General features: G+C 71.0%; 12 protein-coding genes and 1 pseudogene. 8 read left to right on the top strand and 5 right to left on the bottom strand.

Annotation, left to right across the window (positions count from 1 at the left end; genetic code table 11):
- Positions 1-77: 77 nt before the first annotated feature.
- Positions 78-554 (top strand): annotated as a pseudogene (locus Q1B08_RS13605) (ISNCY family transposase); the annotation flags it as partial.
- A 388-nt stretch (positions 555-942) separates the two neighbouring features.
- On the opposite strand, the gene Q1B08_RS13610 reads toward Q1B08_RS13605, so the two are convergent.
- The gene (locus Q1B08_RS13610; RefSeq protein ID WP_299819786.1) at positions 943-3,915 is read right to left on the bottom strand and encodes a glycosyltransferase; all 2,973 of its coding nucleotides are present in this window, start codon (positions 3,913-3,915) and stop codon (positions 943-945) included.
- Positions 3,916-4,154: 239 nt separating this feature from the next.
- Between Q1B08_RS13610 and Q1B08_RS13615 the strand changes: the two genes are divergently transcribed.
- The 6 genes from Q1B08_RS13615 to Q1B08_RS13640 all read left to right on the top strand — a co-directional run bounded on the left by Q1B08_RS13615 (position 4,155) and on the right by Q1B08_RS13640 (position 12,009).
- Entirely contained in the window at positions 4,155-5,249 is a 1,095-nt protein-coding gene (locus tag Q1B08_RS13615; protein ID WP_299819789.1) for a DUF2793 domain-containing protein, read from the top strand.
- Positions 5,250-5,517: 268 nt separating this feature from the next.
- The gene (locus Q1B08_RS13620) at positions 5,518-6,888 is read left to right on the top strand and encodes a hypothetical protein (RefSeq protein ID WP_299819794.1); all 1,371 of its coding nucleotides are present in this window, start codon (positions 5,518-5,520) and stop codon (positions 6,886-6,888) included.
- Positions 6,870-8,951: a glycosyltransferase gene (locus tag Q1B08_RS13625; protein WP_299819796.1), complete on the top strand. Its 2,082-nt coding sequence runs from the start codon at positions 6,870-6,872 to the stop codon at positions 8,949-8,951. Before Q1B08_RS13620 ends, Q1B08_RS13625 begins: the two co-directional genes overlap by 19 nt.
- Positions 8,944-9,723: a glycosyltransferase family A protein gene (locus Q1B08_RS13630; RefSeq protein ID WP_299819798.1), complete on the top strand. Its 780-nt coding sequence runs from the start codon at positions 8,944-8,946 to the stop codon at positions 9,721-9,723. The genes Q1B08_RS13625 and Q1B08_RS13630 overlap by 8 nt, the downstream gene beginning before the upstream one ends.
- Before the next feature lie 197 nt (positions 9,724-9,920).
- Positions 9,921-10,814 carry an SDR family oxidoreductase gene (locus Q1B08_RS13635; RefSeq protein WP_299819800.1) on the top strand — a complete coding sequence of 298 codons (894 nt, stop codon included), beginning with the start codon at positions 9,921-9,923 and terminating at the stop codon, positions 10,812-10,814.
- A gap of 160 nt (positions 10,815-10,974) precedes the next feature.
- Positions 10,975-12,009 (top strand): sodium:calcium antiporter, encoded by a 1,035-nt coding sequence (locus Q1B08_RS13640; protein ID WP_299819802.1) that lies wholly within the window; start codon positions 10,975-10,977, stop codon positions 12,007-12,009.
- Positions 12,010-12,160: 151 nt separating this feature from the next.
- On the opposite strand, the gene Q1B08_RS13645 is transcribed toward Q1B08_RS13640, so the two are convergent.
- From Q1B08_RS13645 to Q1B08_RS13660, 4 genes are all read right to left on the bottom strand, one after another.
- On the bottom strand, positions 12,161-13,231 hold the full coding sequence (locus Q1B08_RS13645; RefSeq protein WP_299819805.1) for an alpha/beta hydrolase: 1,071 nt from the start codon (positions 13,229-13,231) through the stop codon (positions 12,161-12,163).
- Between the two features lie 207 nt (positions 13,232-13,438).
- A complete protein-coding gene (locus Q1B08_RS13650) occupies positions 13,439-14,218 on the bottom strand; it encodes a hypothetical protein (protein ID WP_299819808.1) in 780 nt (259 codons plus the stop codon).
- 84 nt (positions 14,219-14,302) lie between these two features.
- Positions 14,303-15,361 carry a sensor histidine kinase gene (locus Q1B08_RS13655; RefSeq protein WP_299819811.1) on the bottom strand — a complete coding sequence of 353 codons (1,059 nt, stop codon included), beginning with the start codon at positions 15,359-15,361 and terminating at the stop codon, positions 14,303-14,305.
- Positions 15,362-15,364: 3 nt separating this feature from the next.
- Complete coding sequence (locus tag Q1B08_RS13660; RefSeq protein ID WP_299819814.1) at positions 15,365-16,813, bottom strand: ATPase domain-containing protein; 1,449 nt, start codon at positions 16,811-16,813, stop codon at positions 15,365-15,367.
- A 155-nt stretch (positions 16,814-16,968) separates the two neighbouring features.
- On the opposite strand from Q1B08_RS13660, the gene Q1B08_RS13665 reads away from it, so the two are divergent.
- Positions 16,969-17,862, top strand: coding sequence for a PAS domain-containing protein (locus Q1B08_RS13665; protein WP_299819816.1), 894 nt, complete (start codon positions 16,969-16,971; stop codon positions 17,860-17,862).
- The last annotated feature ends 16 nt before the right edge of the window (positions 17,863-17,878 follow it).

Genomic DNA, 17,878 nt, shown 5'->3' on the forward strand with positions numbered 1-17,878 from the left:
CGGCGGCCCCATGGCCGGCCCTGCCGAGCGAGCAGCCTGAAAACAAGGACAGGCGACAACTCCTTTGACAAATACCGCGTGTCGAGCGTGCGAACCGGACGCTGCAGGATCGCCCGGTCAAGGAACTGCGGCTCGCGGGCATCTGCGGCATCGCGGCGGCGAACGACTTCCTGCCCGGCTTCACGGATCGCCACAACGCCCGCTTTGCCAAGGTGCCGCGCCGGCCCGACGACCTGCACCGGGCGCTGAATGCCGAACCCGCTCGCTTGCACGACGTTCTCTGTCCGAGGGACCAGCGCTATGTCGGAGCGCAGCTCTCCCTGTCGTACGAGCGCAAACGGATCATCCTCGAGGAGAACGACGTCACCTGCGGTCTCGCAGGCAGGTACGTCGATACCCATGTCTTCCCGGACGGTCGGCTGGAGGTCCGCTGGAAGGGCGTCCGTTTACCCTACAGGGTCTTCGACAAGGATCAGCGCGTCACCCATGCCGCGATCACCGGGAACAAGCGCCTGAGCGCCGTCCTGGAGTTCATCGCGGCAGAACAGGACAAGGCCCCGCCGAAAACCCGCCCCGCCGGAAAGCAGCGCACGCGCTATATGCCGACCGGACGCAGGAACGATGGCTGGACCTCGACGGCGGCCCGCATCGCCCAAGTCGAAAGCTGCGCAGGCGGCCGGTCAAGGCTCCGATCCTCGACGTCTGCACTCTGTCCGGCCGCCCCCAACCGCCGCACTCGCGACATTTCTGCTTTGCAGCCCGAGCGACACTTCTACTCGGTTGCAACAAAGGGCGCCCCGCCCCGCCCTGCAGGAGCTTGGCCCCGGTTCGCCGGCGCGAAGAGATCCGCGCGGGGATCGCGCGCGCATGTCCTTGGGCGTCGCGTCCAGCCCGAAGGATCGCGCGCACGCCGCCGGCTTCCGATCCTGACGCTGCCTGCGCTCACGACGAGGCGCGCATCGGCCCGGAGGGGGGTCCGGTGCGGTCCGCCGTTCCCAGCCCGGAGATGGCGTCGATCGCGAGCGACGCGACGGGACGGATCGTGACGCGCCGCTCCCGGCTTTCGCGCGACTGCGAGACGTCGCGCCGGCGCTTAAAGATCACCGTGTCCCGGGCGACGACGTGCCGCCACCCGGCCGCCATCGTCTCCACCCCCCATTGCCAATCCTCGTAGGCGTAGCCCCGGGCGACGTCGCGATCCGCATAGGGCACCTCCAGCCAGGCGGCGCGCGGTGCGACGCAGAGCGCGTCGTAGTAGTTCTGCATCGCGAAGTGCCAGGGGCTGAAATGGGCGGCGGACTGGTCCGGGTTGGTGTAGATCGTCTGGGACTTGTCGAACTGCCACATCGCTTCCGGGTGGACGATCGCGCGCCCGGCCTCCGGTCCGGCCAGACGCGCGAGCGCCGCCTCGAGCCAGTTCTCGCTGAAAAGGTCGTCGGCATCGAGCAACGCGATCCACCGGCCCCGGGCGGCCCGGACCAGGGCGTTGCGGGCCTGACCCTGATCGCGCAGGTCGAGATCGTGGCGCGTCCAGCGCGCGAAGGCCGGCTGCGCCATGTAGGCCCGTGTCGCCGCGCCGGCCGCGTCGAGCCCCATGAGCCGCTCGACGCGGTAGCCCCGCGCCTCGACCCGGGCCAGCGCCGCCTCGGCCGAGCGCATCGTCGGCCCCGCGACCAGCGTTTCGGCATGGACCGTCAGGAGCAGCGACAGGTCGACCTCCGGCGGCGCCTCGGCCGGCCGCGCCCGCGCCGCGGGCAGGCGGACCGGCGCGTCGGGCCGGTGCGTCCGGTCGCGACCGGCCTCGAGAATCGCCGCGACCTCCGCCCGGTAGGCCTCCGGCCGCCGCTCGGCCACGAGCTCCTCGCGCAGCGCGAGGGCCCGGCGCCGCGCCCCGTCCCGGTCCGCGAGCGTCTCGCGGATCGCCTCGACATAGGCGCCGGGTTCGCGGGCATCGGCCGGCACGCCACGCGCGCCGGTCGCCTTCAGGATCTCGCCGGTGCCACCGACGAGGGTGCCTACGATCGGCAGGCCCGTCATCGCCACCTCGAGAAGAACCGAGGGCACGCCGTCCCAGGCCGAGGTATAGAGCCAGAGATCGGCTTGCTGCAGGGGCAGGTCCGCGAACCGCTCGTACCGCCCTTCGAGGACGACGTTCTCCGGCGCCGGTGGAAGGCGTGTCGCCGCACGGGTCAGCACCCGCTCGCCCCAGAGGCGGAACTCGACCTCGGGCATTTCCCGGGCGATCGCATAGACGAGATCCACCCGCTTCTGCGGATCGAGGCGGCCGGACCAGAAGACCTGCGGGCGCCTCGGACCGGCCGCGCGAACCGCGTCCGGTTCGATGGCGTCCGGGACTTCGCCGGCGGCGTCCGCAGCGGTTTCCCCGAACGGGGTCCGGGCCTGTTCCGCCGCCCCGTCCCCGGGGACCACGACGGGCCGGATCGACGGGTCCACGGGGGCGCGCAGCACCCGGAGTTTTCCGCTCTGATCGGGCGGGATCAGGTATCGCTCGCAGAGCGTCGCGCGCAGCGCCGCGCTGTCGGTGCAGATCGCCGCCAGAATGTCGAAATGCCGGTAGACCCGGTGGATCGTGTAGCCGGTTTCGTGGCCATGCGCCGTCCGCTCCTCGCAGAAAAGGCCCGCGACCAGCGCCATCTCCTGCGACAGCGTCCTGCCGAACGGCGTCATCGCGTCCCACATGAGACGGCTGTTGACGTTGAACACGATGTCCGGACGCAGGATGCGCAGGAACGCGCAGAGAACCTGCTCGCGCAGCTCGGGGCTTGCGAGGTCGAGATCCGACATGTCGACGTGACGCGTCCCGGCGGGCAGCTTGCCGGGCGGCATCTCGCCCCCCTGTTCGGTGGTCAGGACGAGCACCTCGCGCGCGCCGTGAATGTCGGCCAGCGCATGGGCGAGATGCCCCTCCATGCGTCGCCCGCCCCCCCAGCGGGGCCGGTTGACGACCACGACCGCCCGTGCGCGCCGCAGCTCCGCCCGATGGGCCAGCGCATGCAGCGCGACCGTCCGCGACATGACGAGGTCGGAGTTGAACGTGCCGATCCGGATATTGCCGACTTCGGGCCAGGACAGGGCCACGAGCGGGTCGAGCGCGGTCGCCCGTCCGACCATCTCGCCCAGCGTGCCGTGGTGGAACCGCTCGACGACGTCGCGATGGGCGGCGGTCCAGGTCGCCTCGACCTCGGCCGCGGGACGGTCGAGGACGGCGGCCATGGCAGGCAACGCCCGGAGCGGCGCGACGCATCCCTCCGGCGCGCCCGCCGTCAGCCAATGGCCGAAGGGGGTCAGCCCGCCCAGCTCGTCCTCGGACAGATTCGCGCGGTAGCGCCGGGTCGAGAATGTCGGGGTCGGATCGCGCATCTCCCGCGCGCCGGCGCGAATGTAATGCGCGACGGGGTCCATCCGCTCGCGGAAGATGTCGCGGTAGCTCAGGAAGTAATGCGCGAAGTCGAACCGCGTCCGGATGAGGTCGTATTCCTCGCCGTAGCCCTCCGGTCGCGCGACGCCGCGGGCGATCCGGATCAACCGGTCGAGATCGGGCCCGAAATGTGCCGTGTCGCGTTCGCCGGTCGCGGGCGGGTCCACGGGATCGGGCAGATAGACAACTGGCGGGCGGACGGTCGCGTCCCGCGCGAGCGGGGCCGGCGCGGTCGTCGGGGCGGGATCGAGAACGGGATCGGACTCGGGACCGGGATCGTCGGGGGCGGGCTCGGGATCGAGCCGGCTTTCCCCGTCGGGGTCGGGGCGGTTCCCGGCGGGCGGACCGGCCTCCGTCGCGACGACCTCCTCCGTCCCCACCGTCTTGTCCGGCGCCGCTATCGCCTCCGTCCCGTCCGGCGTCGCAGGATGTTCACGCTTGAGGCGTTCCGCCAAACGCGAGATCAGATTGGTCATGATCGTTCGCCCCGTCCGTTCGGAGGCCCGTCTAGACGGGGGGCCGCACGGCTTCAATGGACCCCCGGCCGAGCCATTCCAGAGCGTGCCCGTCCGGACGCCCCGTGTTCGGGTTCCGGCGCGGGAGGCCCCCCTGTTCCGGGGCCGGTCGATGCCCGGAACGCGGACGGAGACCGTTAACAAAGCGTTAACCGCTCCGGCCGAGGGTCCGCTCCTTCAACGCAGCGGAGTTCCCCACCATGCCCGACTACGAGAACACGACCATCCTGTCGCTCCCCCTGATCCAGGGCAACCAGGCGCAGAAGCACGTCACGCACAACGAGGCCCTGCGGATCCTCGATGCGCTCGTGCAGCCCGTGGTCGTCGATCTCGATCGCACCGTTCCGCCGGCCTCGCCGGAGAACGGTCAACGCCACATCGTCGCGCCGGGCGCGGTCGGGGAGTGGGCGGGCCGCGACAACGCGATCGCCGTGCGCCAGGACGCCGCCTGGGGGTTCTTCGTTCCGCAACAGGGCTGGCGCTGCCATGTCGAGGCGCTGGCCGCCGACGCCGTGTTCGACGGGGGCGCCTGGCAGAAGGACGGCACGGCCGATCGTGTGGAGACCTTCGGGATCAACACTCTGGCGGACGACACGAACCGCCTCGCCGTCGCCGCCGACGCCACGCTTCTCGACAATGCCGGCGGCGGGCATCAGCTCAAGATCAACAAGGCGACCGAGGCGGACACGGCGAGCCTGCTGTTTCAGACGGGGTATGCCGGGCGCGCCGAGATGGGCCTCGCGGGGGACGGCGGGTTCGCGGTCAAGGTCAGCGCGGACGGAGCGTCCTGGACGACGGCGATGGCGATCGACGGCGCCAGCGGCGCGGCGACCTTTTCCGAGATCCGGGCCGATGCGGTCGTCGGCGACGCGGTGCAGTCGGACCCGACCGACCGCAGGCCGGGGCGCCTGATGCGGGCCGATTACGGCTATGGGCCGGGCAACGTGGTGGGGCCGGTCGCGCAGGCGAACGGGGTCCCGACCGGCGCCGTGATCGAGTCGGGCACGACGCCGAACGGCTCCTACCTGCGGTATGCGGACGGCACCCAGATCTGCACGATCGAGTCCTTCGCGACGGCACGGGAAGCGGCGGCCACATGGAGGTTCCCGAAAGCCTTCGCGACCACCACGGGCCTGTTCGTCAGCATCACCGCCACCTTCGGCGGCGGACCCAGGATCTTCGCGGTCGACAAGGCCGAGCCGAGCGGCGTGGACATCCGGTCCTGGACGGAAGGCGGCAGCCAGAACGTCGCGCCGACATGCTGCGTCATGGCGGTCGGCCGCTGGACCGCCTGATCCCCCGGGCCGACCCGGCACCCGAGATCCCGCACGCCATGGCTTGGCCCGGCCGGAGAGCCTGCGAAGGCTCTCCGGCCGGGCGTCGCTTGACAAGGCCGTACCCGCATGGTGGGACGTGACTTCACGTAAGGGGCAGCGGGCCATCGGGGATCATGCGATATTCGGCTTCGAGACACCGAGCATCCCCGACAGCCTTATTGGCACGCGTCGCGCCGACGCCACCTCGTGACGCGCCGCCCGGCGGCGCGATGCCGGATGTCGCGGCATGCAGACCTGCATAATCATCCTCTCGATGCACCGCTCGGGCTCGTCGGCGCTGGCCCGCGTGCTCAACCTGATCGGCTTCGCGCTGCCCCGGACGCTGATCCCGGGCAATCAGAAGGACAACGATCTGGGGTTCTGGGAAAGCCAGCCGCTGGTCGATCTCGACGACGCCTATCTCAAGGCGGCGGGATCGCATTGGTACGATCTCGCGCCCGTCGGCCTCGATCTCGTCTCCGACGAGGCGCGGGAAGCGTTCGTCGGCAAGGCGGTCGAGATCATCGGGTCGGAGGTCGGCGAGGCACCGTTCTTCGTGATGAAGGATCCGCGAATGAGCCTGCTCTTCCCGCTCTGGCGGGAGGCGCTGCAGCGATCGGGAATCCGCACGCTCTGCGTGCTGCCGGTGCGCAATCCGCTCGACGTGGCCGAATCCCTCCATGCGCGCAACCGCATCCTGCGCGGAGAGGCGCTCGTCTCCTGGCTGCGTTTCGTGCTGACCGCGGAGCGCGATACGCGCGGCCTGCCCCGCGTCTACGTGCATTACGACGATCTCGTCGCCGATTGGCGGAGCGTGACGCGGCGCCTCGCGAGCGGGCTCGACATCCAGCCGCCGGAGATCTCCGAGGCCGTCGCGCACCGCGTCGACGGGTTTCTGTCGGCGAAGTGGCGGCATCACCTCGCAGGGGACGCGGCGGTCTTCGAGGACGCGCTGACCGGCCCTTCGGTCAAGGACACCTACCGGATCCTGCGGCGCTGGTGCGCGGGCGCGCGACGCGACGGCGACGAGGCCGAACTGGACGCGATCCTGCGGCGACTGGACGAGGCCACGCCGATCTTCCGCAAGCTGGCGGTGGAAAGCCGGGAGCTTTCGGTCGAGGCCCGCGCCCTGAACCGCGACAGGGCGAAACTCGAGTCGGAGCTTCGGGAGCACCGCGAGGCGATCGAGACGATGCGGACCGAACGCGATGCCGCACGGACGCGGCTGGAGGCCCTCACGACCGCCGCCGACGATCGGGTCGCGCGGCTTGAGCAGGACCGGCGCCGCCACGTGGCGGCGCTCGAATCCGACCTCGCCGCGTTGGCCCGGCGGGCCGACGAGGACCGCACGTCGCTTCGGGACGCGCGCGAGGCGCTGGCCCGGCTGTCCGCGGAGGTTTCCGCCCGGATCGAGACCTATGCCCGGCGCCCGCCGCCCGCGCCCGCCGAAGCCCCTGCAGCGCCGCCGAGGGCCGCGAAGACCGTCGCGCCACCCCCGCCGAAGGTCGAGGACAGCGCCGCCCGGCCCGCGAACCCGACGCGCGGCCCGCGTTTGTCGGCCCGCCGCGCGGTCCGGAATCTCCGGACGCTCGGGCGAAGATGGATCATCCGGTCATGAACGTCATGGGAGCGGGGATGGAAGACCTGTCGCTGCTGGAGAGCAGCGCGCTGTTCGACGCGACCTGGTATGCCGGGACCTATGCCGATGTCCGGTTGAGCGATCTCGATCCGGCCGTGCATTACCTGCGGATCGGCGCGCCGCTCGGGCGCAATCCGTCCGCCCGGTTCGACGCGAAGGCGTACGAGCAGACCTATCCCGAAGCGCTCGGGTTCCATGGCGGCGCTCTTCTGCACTACCTCAAGGCCGGCACGCGCGAGCATCGGATCGTGCCGGTGGTCGACGTCGCCGGCCCCGCGCGGGCGGAATGGCGCGGCCGGACCGCGTGGCACATCGACGACCATCTCCGGACCCGGATCGCGGCGGCGATGGAGCTGCCGATCGCGCCGGCCCATGAGGCCGCCGCCGCCACCATCGCGCCCGCCTTCGACGCCGAATTCTATGTCCTTGCGCATCCCGAGATCCTGTATTCGCGCCTCAACCCGATGCAGCATTACCTGCAGGTGGGCGCGAAGCGGGGCTGGGATCCGTCGCCGCATTTCGGCACCGCCCTGTACCGGCGACGGCACAAGGCGGCGATCCCCGGCGGCATGAACCCCTTCGTGCACTGGGTCACGGAAGGCCGGCGCGCGCGGTTCGTCGGCGAGCCGGCCAACAAGTTCCCGCCGATCGCCCGCCGTCTGAACAAGGCACCGTTCGACGTGTCGCGGGCGATGACGGACCGGCGCCGGGATCTGTTCGAGCGGCTTCGATACGGCACGCTGGGCGAGATGGTCGCGAAGGCCGCCGCGCTCGACCCGCTCGTCGGGGCCACCTGGCCCGCCGCGTTCCGGCCGAAGATGCCGCCCTTCCATCATGCCCGGACCGGCGAAAAGCTGGTCGCGACCCTGGCCCTGCGCGACGCGGCCGGGCATCGACGGGCGCCGTTCGTGATCGCGGTGAACCGCCCCCGCTGGGGCAGCGGGGCGAAGGAGGAGGGCTACCTCGCGCAGGCGCTCGCCGCCGCCTACGGGCCCGGCTCGGTCCTCGTCGTCTACACCGATGCGAAGGGGACGGCGCCGTCCGGCCGCTTCGATCCCGCCATCCGGCAGATCGACCTGACGGCGGCGACGGAAGGGTATGCGGAGGGGGTGCGGAGCGACCTGTTCCTTTCCTTCCTGCGCAGCCTGCGCCCCGTCGCCGTCTTCAACATCAACAGCCAGCTCGCCTGGACCTGCCAGATGACCTACCGTCGCCTGATGGCGCAGGAGATGCGGATCTACAATTACCTGTTCTGCAACGAAAAGAACCTGACTGGCGAATGGAGCGGCTATCCCGTGAAATACGCGTACCGGTGTTTCGACCATTGCGCGGCGCTGATCGTCGACAGCGCGTTCCTGAAGGCGGAGCTGGTCGAGCGCTTCGCGCTTCCGGAGGCGGGGCGCGACCGGGTGCGCGTGATCTCCGCCCCGGCGGAGACGTCGGTCGGTCTCGTGCCCGAGCCGCCGCGCGACGCGGATCGCCGCCCGCAGGTGTTCTGGTCGGGACGGTTCGACCGTCAGAAGCGCCCCGACCTCCTGGCGCGGATCGCCGAGCGCCTGCCCGACGTGGATTTTCACGTCTGGGGCAAGGCCCTTCTCGACAGTTTCGACACCGCCGCGCTTTCGGCGCCGAACATAAAGCTGAAGGGCACCTACGAGACGTTCCGCACGCTTCCGCTCGGGGGATGCGACGCCTGGCTCTACACCTCCGAATGGGACGGCGTGCCGCATCTGCTGCTGGAGGTCGCGATGACCGGCATCCCCCTCGTGGGCAGCGTCGTGGGCGGCACCGCGGAGGTGCTCCGGGACGACATGAGCTGGCCGGTGGAAGATGTGGACGACGTGGAGGCCTATGTCCGGGCCCTGCGGGAGATCCTCGCCCGTCCCGCCGAGGCCCGCGACCGCGCGGCCCGTCTGCGCGCGCACATGGCGGAAACGCGCGACGGCGCCGGCCTCCGGGCCTTCGTGGCGGAATTCGCGGAGGCCGTGGACGGACATGCGGGCCCGCGCGCGGCGACGGAACGGGCGGCCGGGCATGGCTGACCTGTCCATCGGCCTTCTCGCCCACAACGAGTCCCTCCTGCTCGGCCCGACCCTGCGGAGCCTGGAGGCGGCGATCGCCGCCGTGCAGGAAACGGGCGCCAGCGTCGAGCTGCTGCTGGGCCTCGACAATTGCGACGCGCGGACCCGCGACTTCGTGGCGCAGCCGCGCTTCGACCGCTGGCGGCGCACGGATTTCGCGCTCGGGGATCAGGGCCGCGTCCGCAACGAGCTCGCGCGGATGGCCACGGGCGGCTTCATGGCCTTCGTCGATGCCGACGACCTGTACAGCGAGAACTGGTTCGCCGAGGGGCTGCGCGTCCTTCGGGAGGCGGAGGCGCAAGGCCTGCGGCGGATCGCGCGGCCCGAGCTGAACTGGCTGTTCGACGCGGGCCAGAGCCTCCTCGTCGTCCCGTCGCAGGACGATCCGCTCTACCTGCCGGAATACCTGCTGGTCTCGAACCCCTACGACGCGCTCTGCATGGCGCCCCGCCGGGTCTGGCTCGATCATCCCTACGCGGATCGGGCCGTGGCGGAGGGCTATGCCTACGAGGACTGGCAATGGGCGATCGAGACCACGGCCGCCGGCTGGACCCATGTGGCCGTGCGGGACACGATCATCTTCAAGCGCCGCCGCGACACGTCCCAGACGGTGCGCGCCGCCGGCGCCAACGTCCATATCCGGCAGGTGCCCGGAACCGCGATCGACGAAGGCCATCTGCTGCGGCCGGACCCGGCGCGGGGCCGCGACGGCTCGGGGAACCCGGACGCCTGAGACGAGACGGGCCGTCGCACGGGGCGGGCTTCGGACCCCTTCGGCCAGCGGCGTGAACAACGCCGCGGCGCCCGGGCCCGGGGGCCGCGCCGGAACGCCGGCCCCCCGCCTGCCGACGCAAACCTCCCGCGGATTGAACAGGGGAGCGCCTCGCGTCGTTAGGGGATGACGACCCCCGGCGAAGCAAGGAGGATCCCATGGTCGACCGTTTAAAGATGCAGGACCCGCGGACGCAATATCCCGCGCCCCCGTTCCCGAAGCAGCCCCAACCGGCCCCCGGCCTCGCCCGGCGGCTCGATCCCCCGGCCGACCACGGCGAGGAGAGCTACAGGGGCTCCGGCCGGCTCGAAGGCCGCCGCGCGCTGATCACCGGCGGCGATTCCGGGATCGGGCGCGCCGTCGCCATCGCCTATGCCCGCGAAGGGGCGGATGTCGCCATCTCCTACCTGCCCGACGAGCAGTCCGACGCGGACGAGGTCGTGGCCCTCATCGAACGGGCGGGACGTAAGGCCGTGGCCCTGCCCGGTGACGTGACCGACGAAGCCTATGCCCGCGACCTGCCGAAGCGCGCGGCCGAGGAGATGGGCGGGCTCGACATCCTGGTGGTGAATGCCGGGCACCAGAAGTTCACCCCGTCCTTCGACGAGCTGACCAGCGACGATTTCGACACGACTCTGCGGACGAACCTCCACGCGCTGTTCTGGACCACGCAGGAAGCGGCCCGGATCATGCCGCCGGGCGCGTCCATCATCACCACGGCCTCCGTCCAGGCCTACGACCCTTCGGCCTCGATCATGCACTACGCCACCACCAAGGCCGGCATCGTCGCCTTCACCGAGGCGCTGTCCTCGGAGCTGATCGAGAAGGGCATCCGCGCCAATTCGGTCGCGCCCGGCCCGATCTGGTCGCCCCTGAACCCCAGCGGCGGCGCCCCGCAGGAAAAGGTGGAGCGCTTCGGCGGATCGAGCACGTTCGGCCGCCCCGGGCAGCCGGTGGAGCTCGCGCCGATCTACGTGCTTCTGGCCTCGCAGGAGGGCAGCTACCTCACCGGAGAGGTCTACGGCGTCACGGGCGGCAAGGGCATCGCCTGAGCGGCGGGATGCCCCCGCGGGGAATCCCTCGACCGGACCGCATCGCGAACCGCATCGACCCCGGAGACCAGAGCATGACCGACCGCCCGCGCCCCCACGATGACCCGAGGCCGAAACCGGACCACGCCCCGGCGGCCGCCCCGCCGATGCGGGGCCTTGCATGATCGACCTGGCGAACGCATCCCTCCTGCTGGTCGCGGCGGTCTTCGCCGTTTCCGCCCTGTGCATCGGGATCGCCGGATGGCGCCTGTCGGGGGTCGCCGACCAGCTCGCCGACCGGACCGGCATGGGCGAGATCGTCGCCGGCGCCCTTTTCGTCGGCGCGGCCACGTCCCTGCCGGGCGCGATCACCTCCGTGACCACGGCGCTGCAGGACGCGCCGGGCCTTGCCGTCGGCAACGCGCTCGGCGGGCTCACCGCACAGACGGCGTTCATCGCGGTGGCGGACCTGTTCTACCGGCGCGCCAATCTCGAACACGCGGCCGCAAGCGTGACCGGGCTCGCGCAGGGCGTGCTGCTCGTGGCGCTCCTGTCGGTGCCGCTCATCGCCTCGGTCCAGCCGCCGGTCACGATCTGGGGCATCCATCCCGCCTCGCTCCTCATCCCCGTCGGCTACGGAATGGGGCTCCGCCTCCTGACCCGGATCAAGGAGGAGCCGATGTGGTCGGCGGTGCAGACCGACGAGACGCGCGAGGAGATCTCGGAGACGGAGGACGGCGAGGACGCGCCCTCGGACCGGTCGCTCTGGCTGCGCTTCTTCCTTTACGCGGGGGTGACGGCGGCGGCGGGTTACCTGATCGGCGAGGCGAGCATCGCCCTCGTCCAGAAGACCGGCCTGTCGGAATCCGCCGTGGGCACCGTGTTCGCGGCGGTCGCGAACTCCCTGCCCGAGCTGATCACCGCGATCGCCGCCGTCCGCATCGGCGCCGTCAACCTCGCCGTGGGCGACGTGATCGGCGGCAACGCCTTCGAGGTCATGTTCCTCTGCGTGGCCGACTTCGCGTATGACGGCTCCATCTACGAGGCGATGACCGACGGGGACCGGACCACGGGGCTGATCGCGATGCTGATGACGACGGTGCTTCTTCTCGGCATGCTACGGCGCGAAAAGGCGGGCATCGCCCGGATCGGCTTCGAAAGCGCGTTCGTGCTCTGCCTCTACGCCGTCTCCGTGGGTCTCATCTTCCTGCGATGACACGCGACGCGGCGGGGCCGACGCTGCGCACTCTCCCAGAAACCGAGCTGTTTCATGGAGCGGATCGGGGGGCGGGTCGTCGCGGTGCCGACCGGGCTTGGCCGGCACCGCGCTGCCGGATGGTCGACCGACCTCCGGCAGCGTTCGGGGATCAATCCGAAAGGTCGGCTTCCAGCCGTTCCACGGCGTAGTCCTGCGCTGCCGCCGCGCCCTCGACGATTGCCGCCATGCCGAAAAACTCGTGCGTGACGCCCTCGAAGGTGCGTTGCTCCACGGGCGACCCGGCGGCTTCGATCGCCTCCGCCAGCATCTCGCCGTCGCTCAGAAGCGGGTCGATCTCGGCGTTGATGATGGTCACCGGCGGCAGGCCCGCCAGATCGGCGTCCACGAGGCTGATCCGCGGATCGGAAAGCTGGCTCTCGTCGGTCACGGTGAGGTCGAAGAACCATTCCATCATCGCGCGGCTCAGCGGGATCGCCTCCGCGTTCGCCTCGTAGCTCTCGGTGTCGAGGCTGGTCTGCGCGACCGGATAGACGGAGACGATGTGGTCGGGCTCGGTCAGCTGCTGGTCCCGCGCCGCGATCGCCGTGGCCACGACCATGTTGCCGCCCACGCTCTCGCCGACGAGGGCCAGGCGGTCGGCGTCGGCATTGTATTGCCCGCTGTTCTCGACGGCCCACTTGTAGCCCGCCAGCACGTCCTCGTGGGCGGCCGGGAACGGATCCTCCGGGGCGTGGCGGTATTCGAGCGAGATCACCACCGCGTCGAGCTTGTCGGCAAGCGCCGCGGCCGAGGCGTCGTAGGTGTCGATATCGGCGATGACCCAGCCGCCGCCGTGGACGTAGACGACGAGCGGGAACGGCCCCTCGCCGGCATCGGTCGGCGTATAGACGCGGGCCGGCTGATCGCCCGCCGCGGCGGGATAGGTGATGTCCTGCCGGGTGACGGCGGGCTCGGCCACGTCGAGGCCGTCCTCCTCGATCACCTTCGCCACCGCATCGGCCGGCGTCGGCTGCTCGCGCGCGTTCTCGGCGGAAAGCTCGGGGAGGGGCTTCGGTTCGAGCGATTGCAGCGCCTCGAGCACGCGCGCCATGTCGTCGTCGGCGCGCGACATGGTCCCCGACATCGCGGCGTCGTCCTGGGCGGACGCCGGCGCGGCGAGGGTCATCGCGCAGGCGATGGTCGCCAGGGCGGATACGGGTCGGGTCGGTCTGGTCGGCATGGGATCTCACCTTTTCTGATCGTGGACGCGGCGGAACGGACGATTCCCCGCGCCCCGCGGTCCAACGCAACGCGGACCGGGCGCATTCGATCCCGCGCGGCGCGGATCGTCCCGTCGGGCACCCCGGAGGCGGGACGGGCGTCCGGCGACAACCCGGATCACCGGGCACGCCGGCCCCGGGCGTGGATCTTCAACCGTGCTCCGCGCTCAATGCGCCAGCTCCGTGAGGAGAAAGGCCGCGGCGAAGCCGACGGTCGCCGCCAGGGCGACCCACGGGCCACCGGTCTGGAACGCTTCGGGGAACATCGTGTCCGCGAGCATCGCGAGGATGCCGCCGGCGGCCAGGGCCAGAATGAAGCTCTGCGCGGCGGGCGGCAGCCCCGCGAGCAGCGCGAAGCCCAGAACGCAGGACGCCGTGCAGGCCAGCGCCACCAGGCTCCAGGCGACGACGATATAGGTCGTCGAGCGCCCTTCCTTCCGCATGCCCACGGTGGAGGCGATGGCGCCGGGCAGGTTCGACAGGAACACCGCGCCGAGCAGCACGTAGCCGAGGCCCTGCTCGGCGGCGAGACCGATGCCGATGGCCGCGTTCTCGGGCACCCCGTCGAGGACCGTGCCCACCAGTACCGCCATGCCGGAGATCGTCGCCTGTTCTTGGGTTTCGGGGATGCGCTCGGCCCCCGCGCGCACGTCGCCGGCATCCCGCCCGGTGCGGCGCGGGCTCTCCTGCGCGCCCTGTTCCAGCATCTGGTCGAGGACGATGTAGACGATGCAGCCGGCGAGAAGCCCCCCGATGGCCCAGCCGATGAAGCCGCCCTCCGTCGCCTCGGCCATCAGCTCGGAGGTGAGCGCCACGACGAGGACGCCGGCCCCGAACGCGATGATGCTCGCGAGCACGCGGCGCGGGATCGGCAGGACCAGACCGATCGCGACGCCGATCGGAAAGGCGGAGGAGGCGAGAAGGCCCATCACGAGCGCGGTCTGCATGGTGCGGGTCCTCCGTCTGGCCTGACCGGAGCGAACGACGGATCCGGCGCGCGTGCAAGCGCGTCGTCCCGACGCCCGGCGGGCCTAGTCCGCGGCGACGGGCGCGCGCACCTTCCAGAACAGGCCCTCGGGCCGGAAGAGCAGCTCCGTCTCGCCGCCGAGCTCGCGCGAGGTGTAGGACCGCAGGAGGCGGGTGCCGAAGCTGGTCCGCGCCGGCTCGGCCACGGGCGGACCGCCCCGCTCCGTCCACTCGAACTCCAGCGCGTCGTCGTCGAGGCGCCAGCGGATCGCCACGGCCCCCGTCCCGGTCGAGAGCGCGCCGTATTTGGACGCGTTCGTCGCAAGCTCGTGGAGCGCCATGGCGAGGGCGAGCCCGGCCCGGGGCCGCAGCGCGAACTCGGGGCCCTCGATCACGAGGTTCGACCCTTCGGCGTCGCGATAGGGCGCCATCACGTTTTCCACGAGGCTCCGCAGCGTGCCGGGATGCGCCGTATGCCCGTTCAGCATCTGGTGCGCCTCGGCCAGCGCGCGGGTGCGGCCCTCGAAGGCCGTCGCGAACTCGTCCAGGTCGCGGGCCTCGCGCCGGGTCAGATTGAGGATGCCGAGAATCTTCGCCAGAAGGTTCTTCACCCGGTGGTCGAGCTCGGAGAGCAGGAACTGCAGGTGCCGCTCCTGCGCGCCCTGATCCGCGATCTGGTCGCGCACCATCCGCTGCCGCCGCCGCGACCCGATCAGCGTGACGAGCGTGGAGCGCAGGGTCCGCGCCCGCGTCGGCCGCTGCAGGATCACCAGCTCGACCCGCTCCGCCGCGCCGCCCGGCAGCCTGAGCCCCGGCGGCAGCCGCCCCGCATCGGCGACGAGCGCGAGCACGGGCAGCGCCGACCAGGACGGCTGCGCCTCGAGGTGTCGCAGCAGGGTCTCGCCGGTCCGGCGGTGAAGCGCCTCCTCGGTCAGGACCACCGCGTCGCAGCCCTCCGCCATCCGCGCGGCGAGCGCGTCGCTGGCGGTGACCGCGACCGGATCGGATTCGACGTCGCGGGCGATCTCCGACAGCACGTCCGCGTCGCGGCCGAGCGGCGCGTAGATCAGGACCCTCGGATCGGGCCCGCCGGGGGCGCGCAGGCCCTCCTCGGCCGGGGCCACGGCCTAGACCACGACGAGATGGGGGCGCGCGACCTGGGCGGATGGCACCACGTTGACGCTGCGATCGCCGATCAGCAGCTCGCGCACCCGCTGTTCGTGATCGCCCTGCCGCTTCTTCAGCACGGTGAGCGTCCGCCGAAGATCCCCTCCGCGCTCCTCGTTCCGCAACAGGAGCGCGCTGTCGGCGAAGTAGCCGATGTCGATCCCCGCCGAGTTCTCGCCCTCGAGCAGGCCGTGCTGCGTCAGCGTCAGGACGGTGAGCACGTTGCGGCGGGACAGGTAGGTGAGCAGCGTGTGCAGCTGCGCGATAAGGTCGGCGCCGTTGGGATGCGCGCCGAGGAAGCCGCTCAGCGAATCGATGACCACGAGTTCGGCGCCCCGGCGATCCACCGTGTCGACCACGGTCTGGATGAACTCGCCGGCGGACATCTCGGAGGAGTCGAACTGCTCGAGGATCAGCTTGCCCGCCGCCTCCTGCTCCTCCAGCCGGAAGCCCAGCTTTTCCGAACGCCGCCGGAAGATCGCTGGCCGCTCCTCGAACAGGAACATGGCCGCGATGCGGTTCTCGCGCATCGCGGCGCTGGCATAGGCCGTGCAGAGGGTCGATTTGCCCGTTCCCGAATGCCCCGCGATCAGGCAGGTCGTCCCCAGAAGAAGCCCACCGCCCAGCATCTCGTCGAGCCCGTCGATCCCGGATACGATCTCCCCCCCGGAAAGCCGGTCCACGGCGTCCCGCGGGACCACGCGCGGAAACACCGACAGCCCGCCCCTGCGGACCGTCAGATTGTGGTAGCCCTCCACGAAGGCATGGCCGCGCATCTTGCCGACATGCAGGCGGCGCATCGTCGCCCCGTAGCCCGGGTTCTCCTGTTCCAGCTTCAGCGTGCCGTTGACCATCCCCTCGAGCTGGCGATCCCCGAGGCTCCCGTCGTTGTAGTCGAGCGCCAGCGTGGTGGCGCCGAGGCGCCCGACCGTTTCGCGCAGCAGCAGAAGCTCGCGGCGGTAGCTCAGCGGATCGTGGGCCAGAAGCCGCATTTCAAACAGGGAATCGATCACCACGCGATGGGCGCCGGAGCCCGAGATCAGCGTTTCGATCCGGTTCACGGCCTGCGAAAGCTCGGCATCGGCCGTATCGAGCACGGTCTGCCGGTCGTCGAGCCCGGGCGCGCGGCCGATCGCCGAGACCTGCTCGATCGTGATGCCATCGAGATCGAAGCCGTGCGACGCCGCGATCCGCTCCAGATCGGCCCGGTCCTGCGACAGCGTCACGAACAGCGTCCGCTCCCCGCGGCGATGCCCCTCCAGCAGGAATTGCAGGCCCAGCGTCGTCTTGCCGGTCCCCGGCGCGCCGCCGACGTAATAGAAGGCGCCCGCCGGCAAGCCGCCGCGCAGCACGTCGTCGAGGCCCGGCACCCCCGTCGTCACGAGGCTGGTTCCATGCTGTTCCGTCAAGGCGAACTCCACAGTCCGGCGCGTCCCTTGCGCGTCCCCCGTTTGCGTATAATGCGTAATTCTGGAATGCTCAATCGACCGAATGACGCGAACTTTGCAGGATGCGAATCCGGACGTATTGCGGGTCGCCCAGATAGCGGGAACGGACCAGAGCGATGATCGACCCACGGGAACCGCGGCTGACGGCCGCAGAAGCCACGCGCAATTTCGGCCGTGTCCGCGAGCTCGCGATCCGCGCGCCGGTCGTTGTCACCCATCACGGGCGCGACAAGCTCGCGATCCTCAGCATGCGGGATTACGCGACCCTGCAGGCCGGACCGGAATCGCCCGGCGACACCGTGCAGCGGCAGAAGCTGATGCTGATCCTCGACGGCATCTCCGAGGGCTACGTCTCGCTCGACCCCGAATGGCGTTACGTCACGATCAACCGCGTGGCGGAGCTGTTCCTCGGCCAGCCCCGCGAGGCGCTGATCGGCCGGATCCTGCCGGAGGCCTTTCCCCAGATCCGGGGCACCCGCGCCGAGGCGCAGCTCCGCCGGGCGATGGATCACGGCGAGGAGGTGTCGTTCGACTGGGGCTCGCTCGTGCACAGGGGCCGCCGCCTCCATGCGCGCGCGTTCCCCCTGCCCGCGCCGTCCGGCGGCATCGGCATCCTCTTCAGCAATCTCGGCGCCACCGAACGGCTGGAGACGCAGGAGCGGCTGCAACGGACGGGGCTGCGCCACCTTCTGGCGGAGCTGCCCGGCTGGGCGGTCTTTGCCTACGACGGCGACGGCACCGTGATGCAATGGCCGGAAAGCGCGGCATCGGTGCTGGGCTGGACGGAGGCGGAGATCCTGGGCCAGTCGATCGAACCGCTGTTCACCGCGAAGGATCGCGCGGCCGGCCGGCCCTGGAGCGAGATGTCCGCCGCGCGGCGCGACGGCCGCTCCGACGACCGGATCGCGCTTCTGCATCGCGACGGCGCCGAAATCCCCCTGCGAAGCATCCTCCTCGCCCCGCCCGACTGCCCGGGGGATTTCCTGCGCATCGTCACGCCGCCCGCCTGAGGCCGCTTCCTCGGGT

The organism is uncultured Jannaschia sp., from assembly GCF_947494025.1.
Classification (GTDB): Bacteria; Pseudomonadota; Alphaproteobacteria; order Rhodobacterales; family Rhodobacteraceae; genus Jannaschia.

What these genes read in the sequence shown, in the direction of transcription:
- Q1B08_RS13610 (WP_299819786.1), bottom strand. Translation starts at nt 3,915, where the DNA reads ATGACCAATCTGATCTCGCGTTTGGCGGAACGCCTCAAGCGTGAACAT.
- Q1B08_RS13615 (WP_299819789.1), top strand. Translation starts at nt 4,155, where the DNA reads ATGCCCGACTACGAGAACACGACCATCCTGTCGCTCCCCCTGATCCAG.
- Q1B08_RS13620 (WP_299819794.1), top strand. Translation starts at nt 5,518, where the DNA reads ATGCAGACCTGCATAATCATCCTCTCGATGCACCGCTCGGGCTCGTCG.
- Q1B08_RS13625 (WP_299819796.1), top strand. Translation starts at nt 6,870, where the DNA reads ATGGATCATCCGGTCATGAACGTCATGGGAGCGGGGATGGAAGACCTG.
- Q1B08_RS13630 (WP_299819798.1), top strand. Translation starts at nt 8,944, where the DNA reads ATGGCTGACCTGTCCATCGGCCTTCTCGCCCACAACGAGTCCCTCCTG.
- Q1B08_RS13635 (WP_299819800.1), top strand. Translation starts at nt 9,921, where the DNA reads ATGGTCGACCGTTTAAAGATGCAGGACCCGCGGACGCAATATCCCGCG.
- Q1B08_RS13640 (WP_299819802.1), top strand. Translation starts at nt 10,975, where the DNA reads ATGATCGACCTGGCGAACGCATCCCTCCTGCTGGTCGCGGCGGTCTTC.
- Q1B08_RS13645 (WP_299819805.1), bottom strand. Translation starts at nt 13,231, where the DNA reads ATGCCGACCAGACCGACCCGACCCGTATCCGCCCTGGCGACCATCGCC.
- Q1B08_RS13650 (WP_299819808.1), bottom strand. Translation starts at nt 14,218, where the DNA reads ATGCAGACCGCGCTCGTGATGGGCCTTCTCGCCTCCTCCGCCTTTCCG.
- Q1B08_RS13665 (WP_299819816.1), top strand. Translation starts at nt 16,969, where the DNA reads ATGATCGACCCACGGGAACCGCGGCTGACGGCCGCAGAAGCCACGCGC.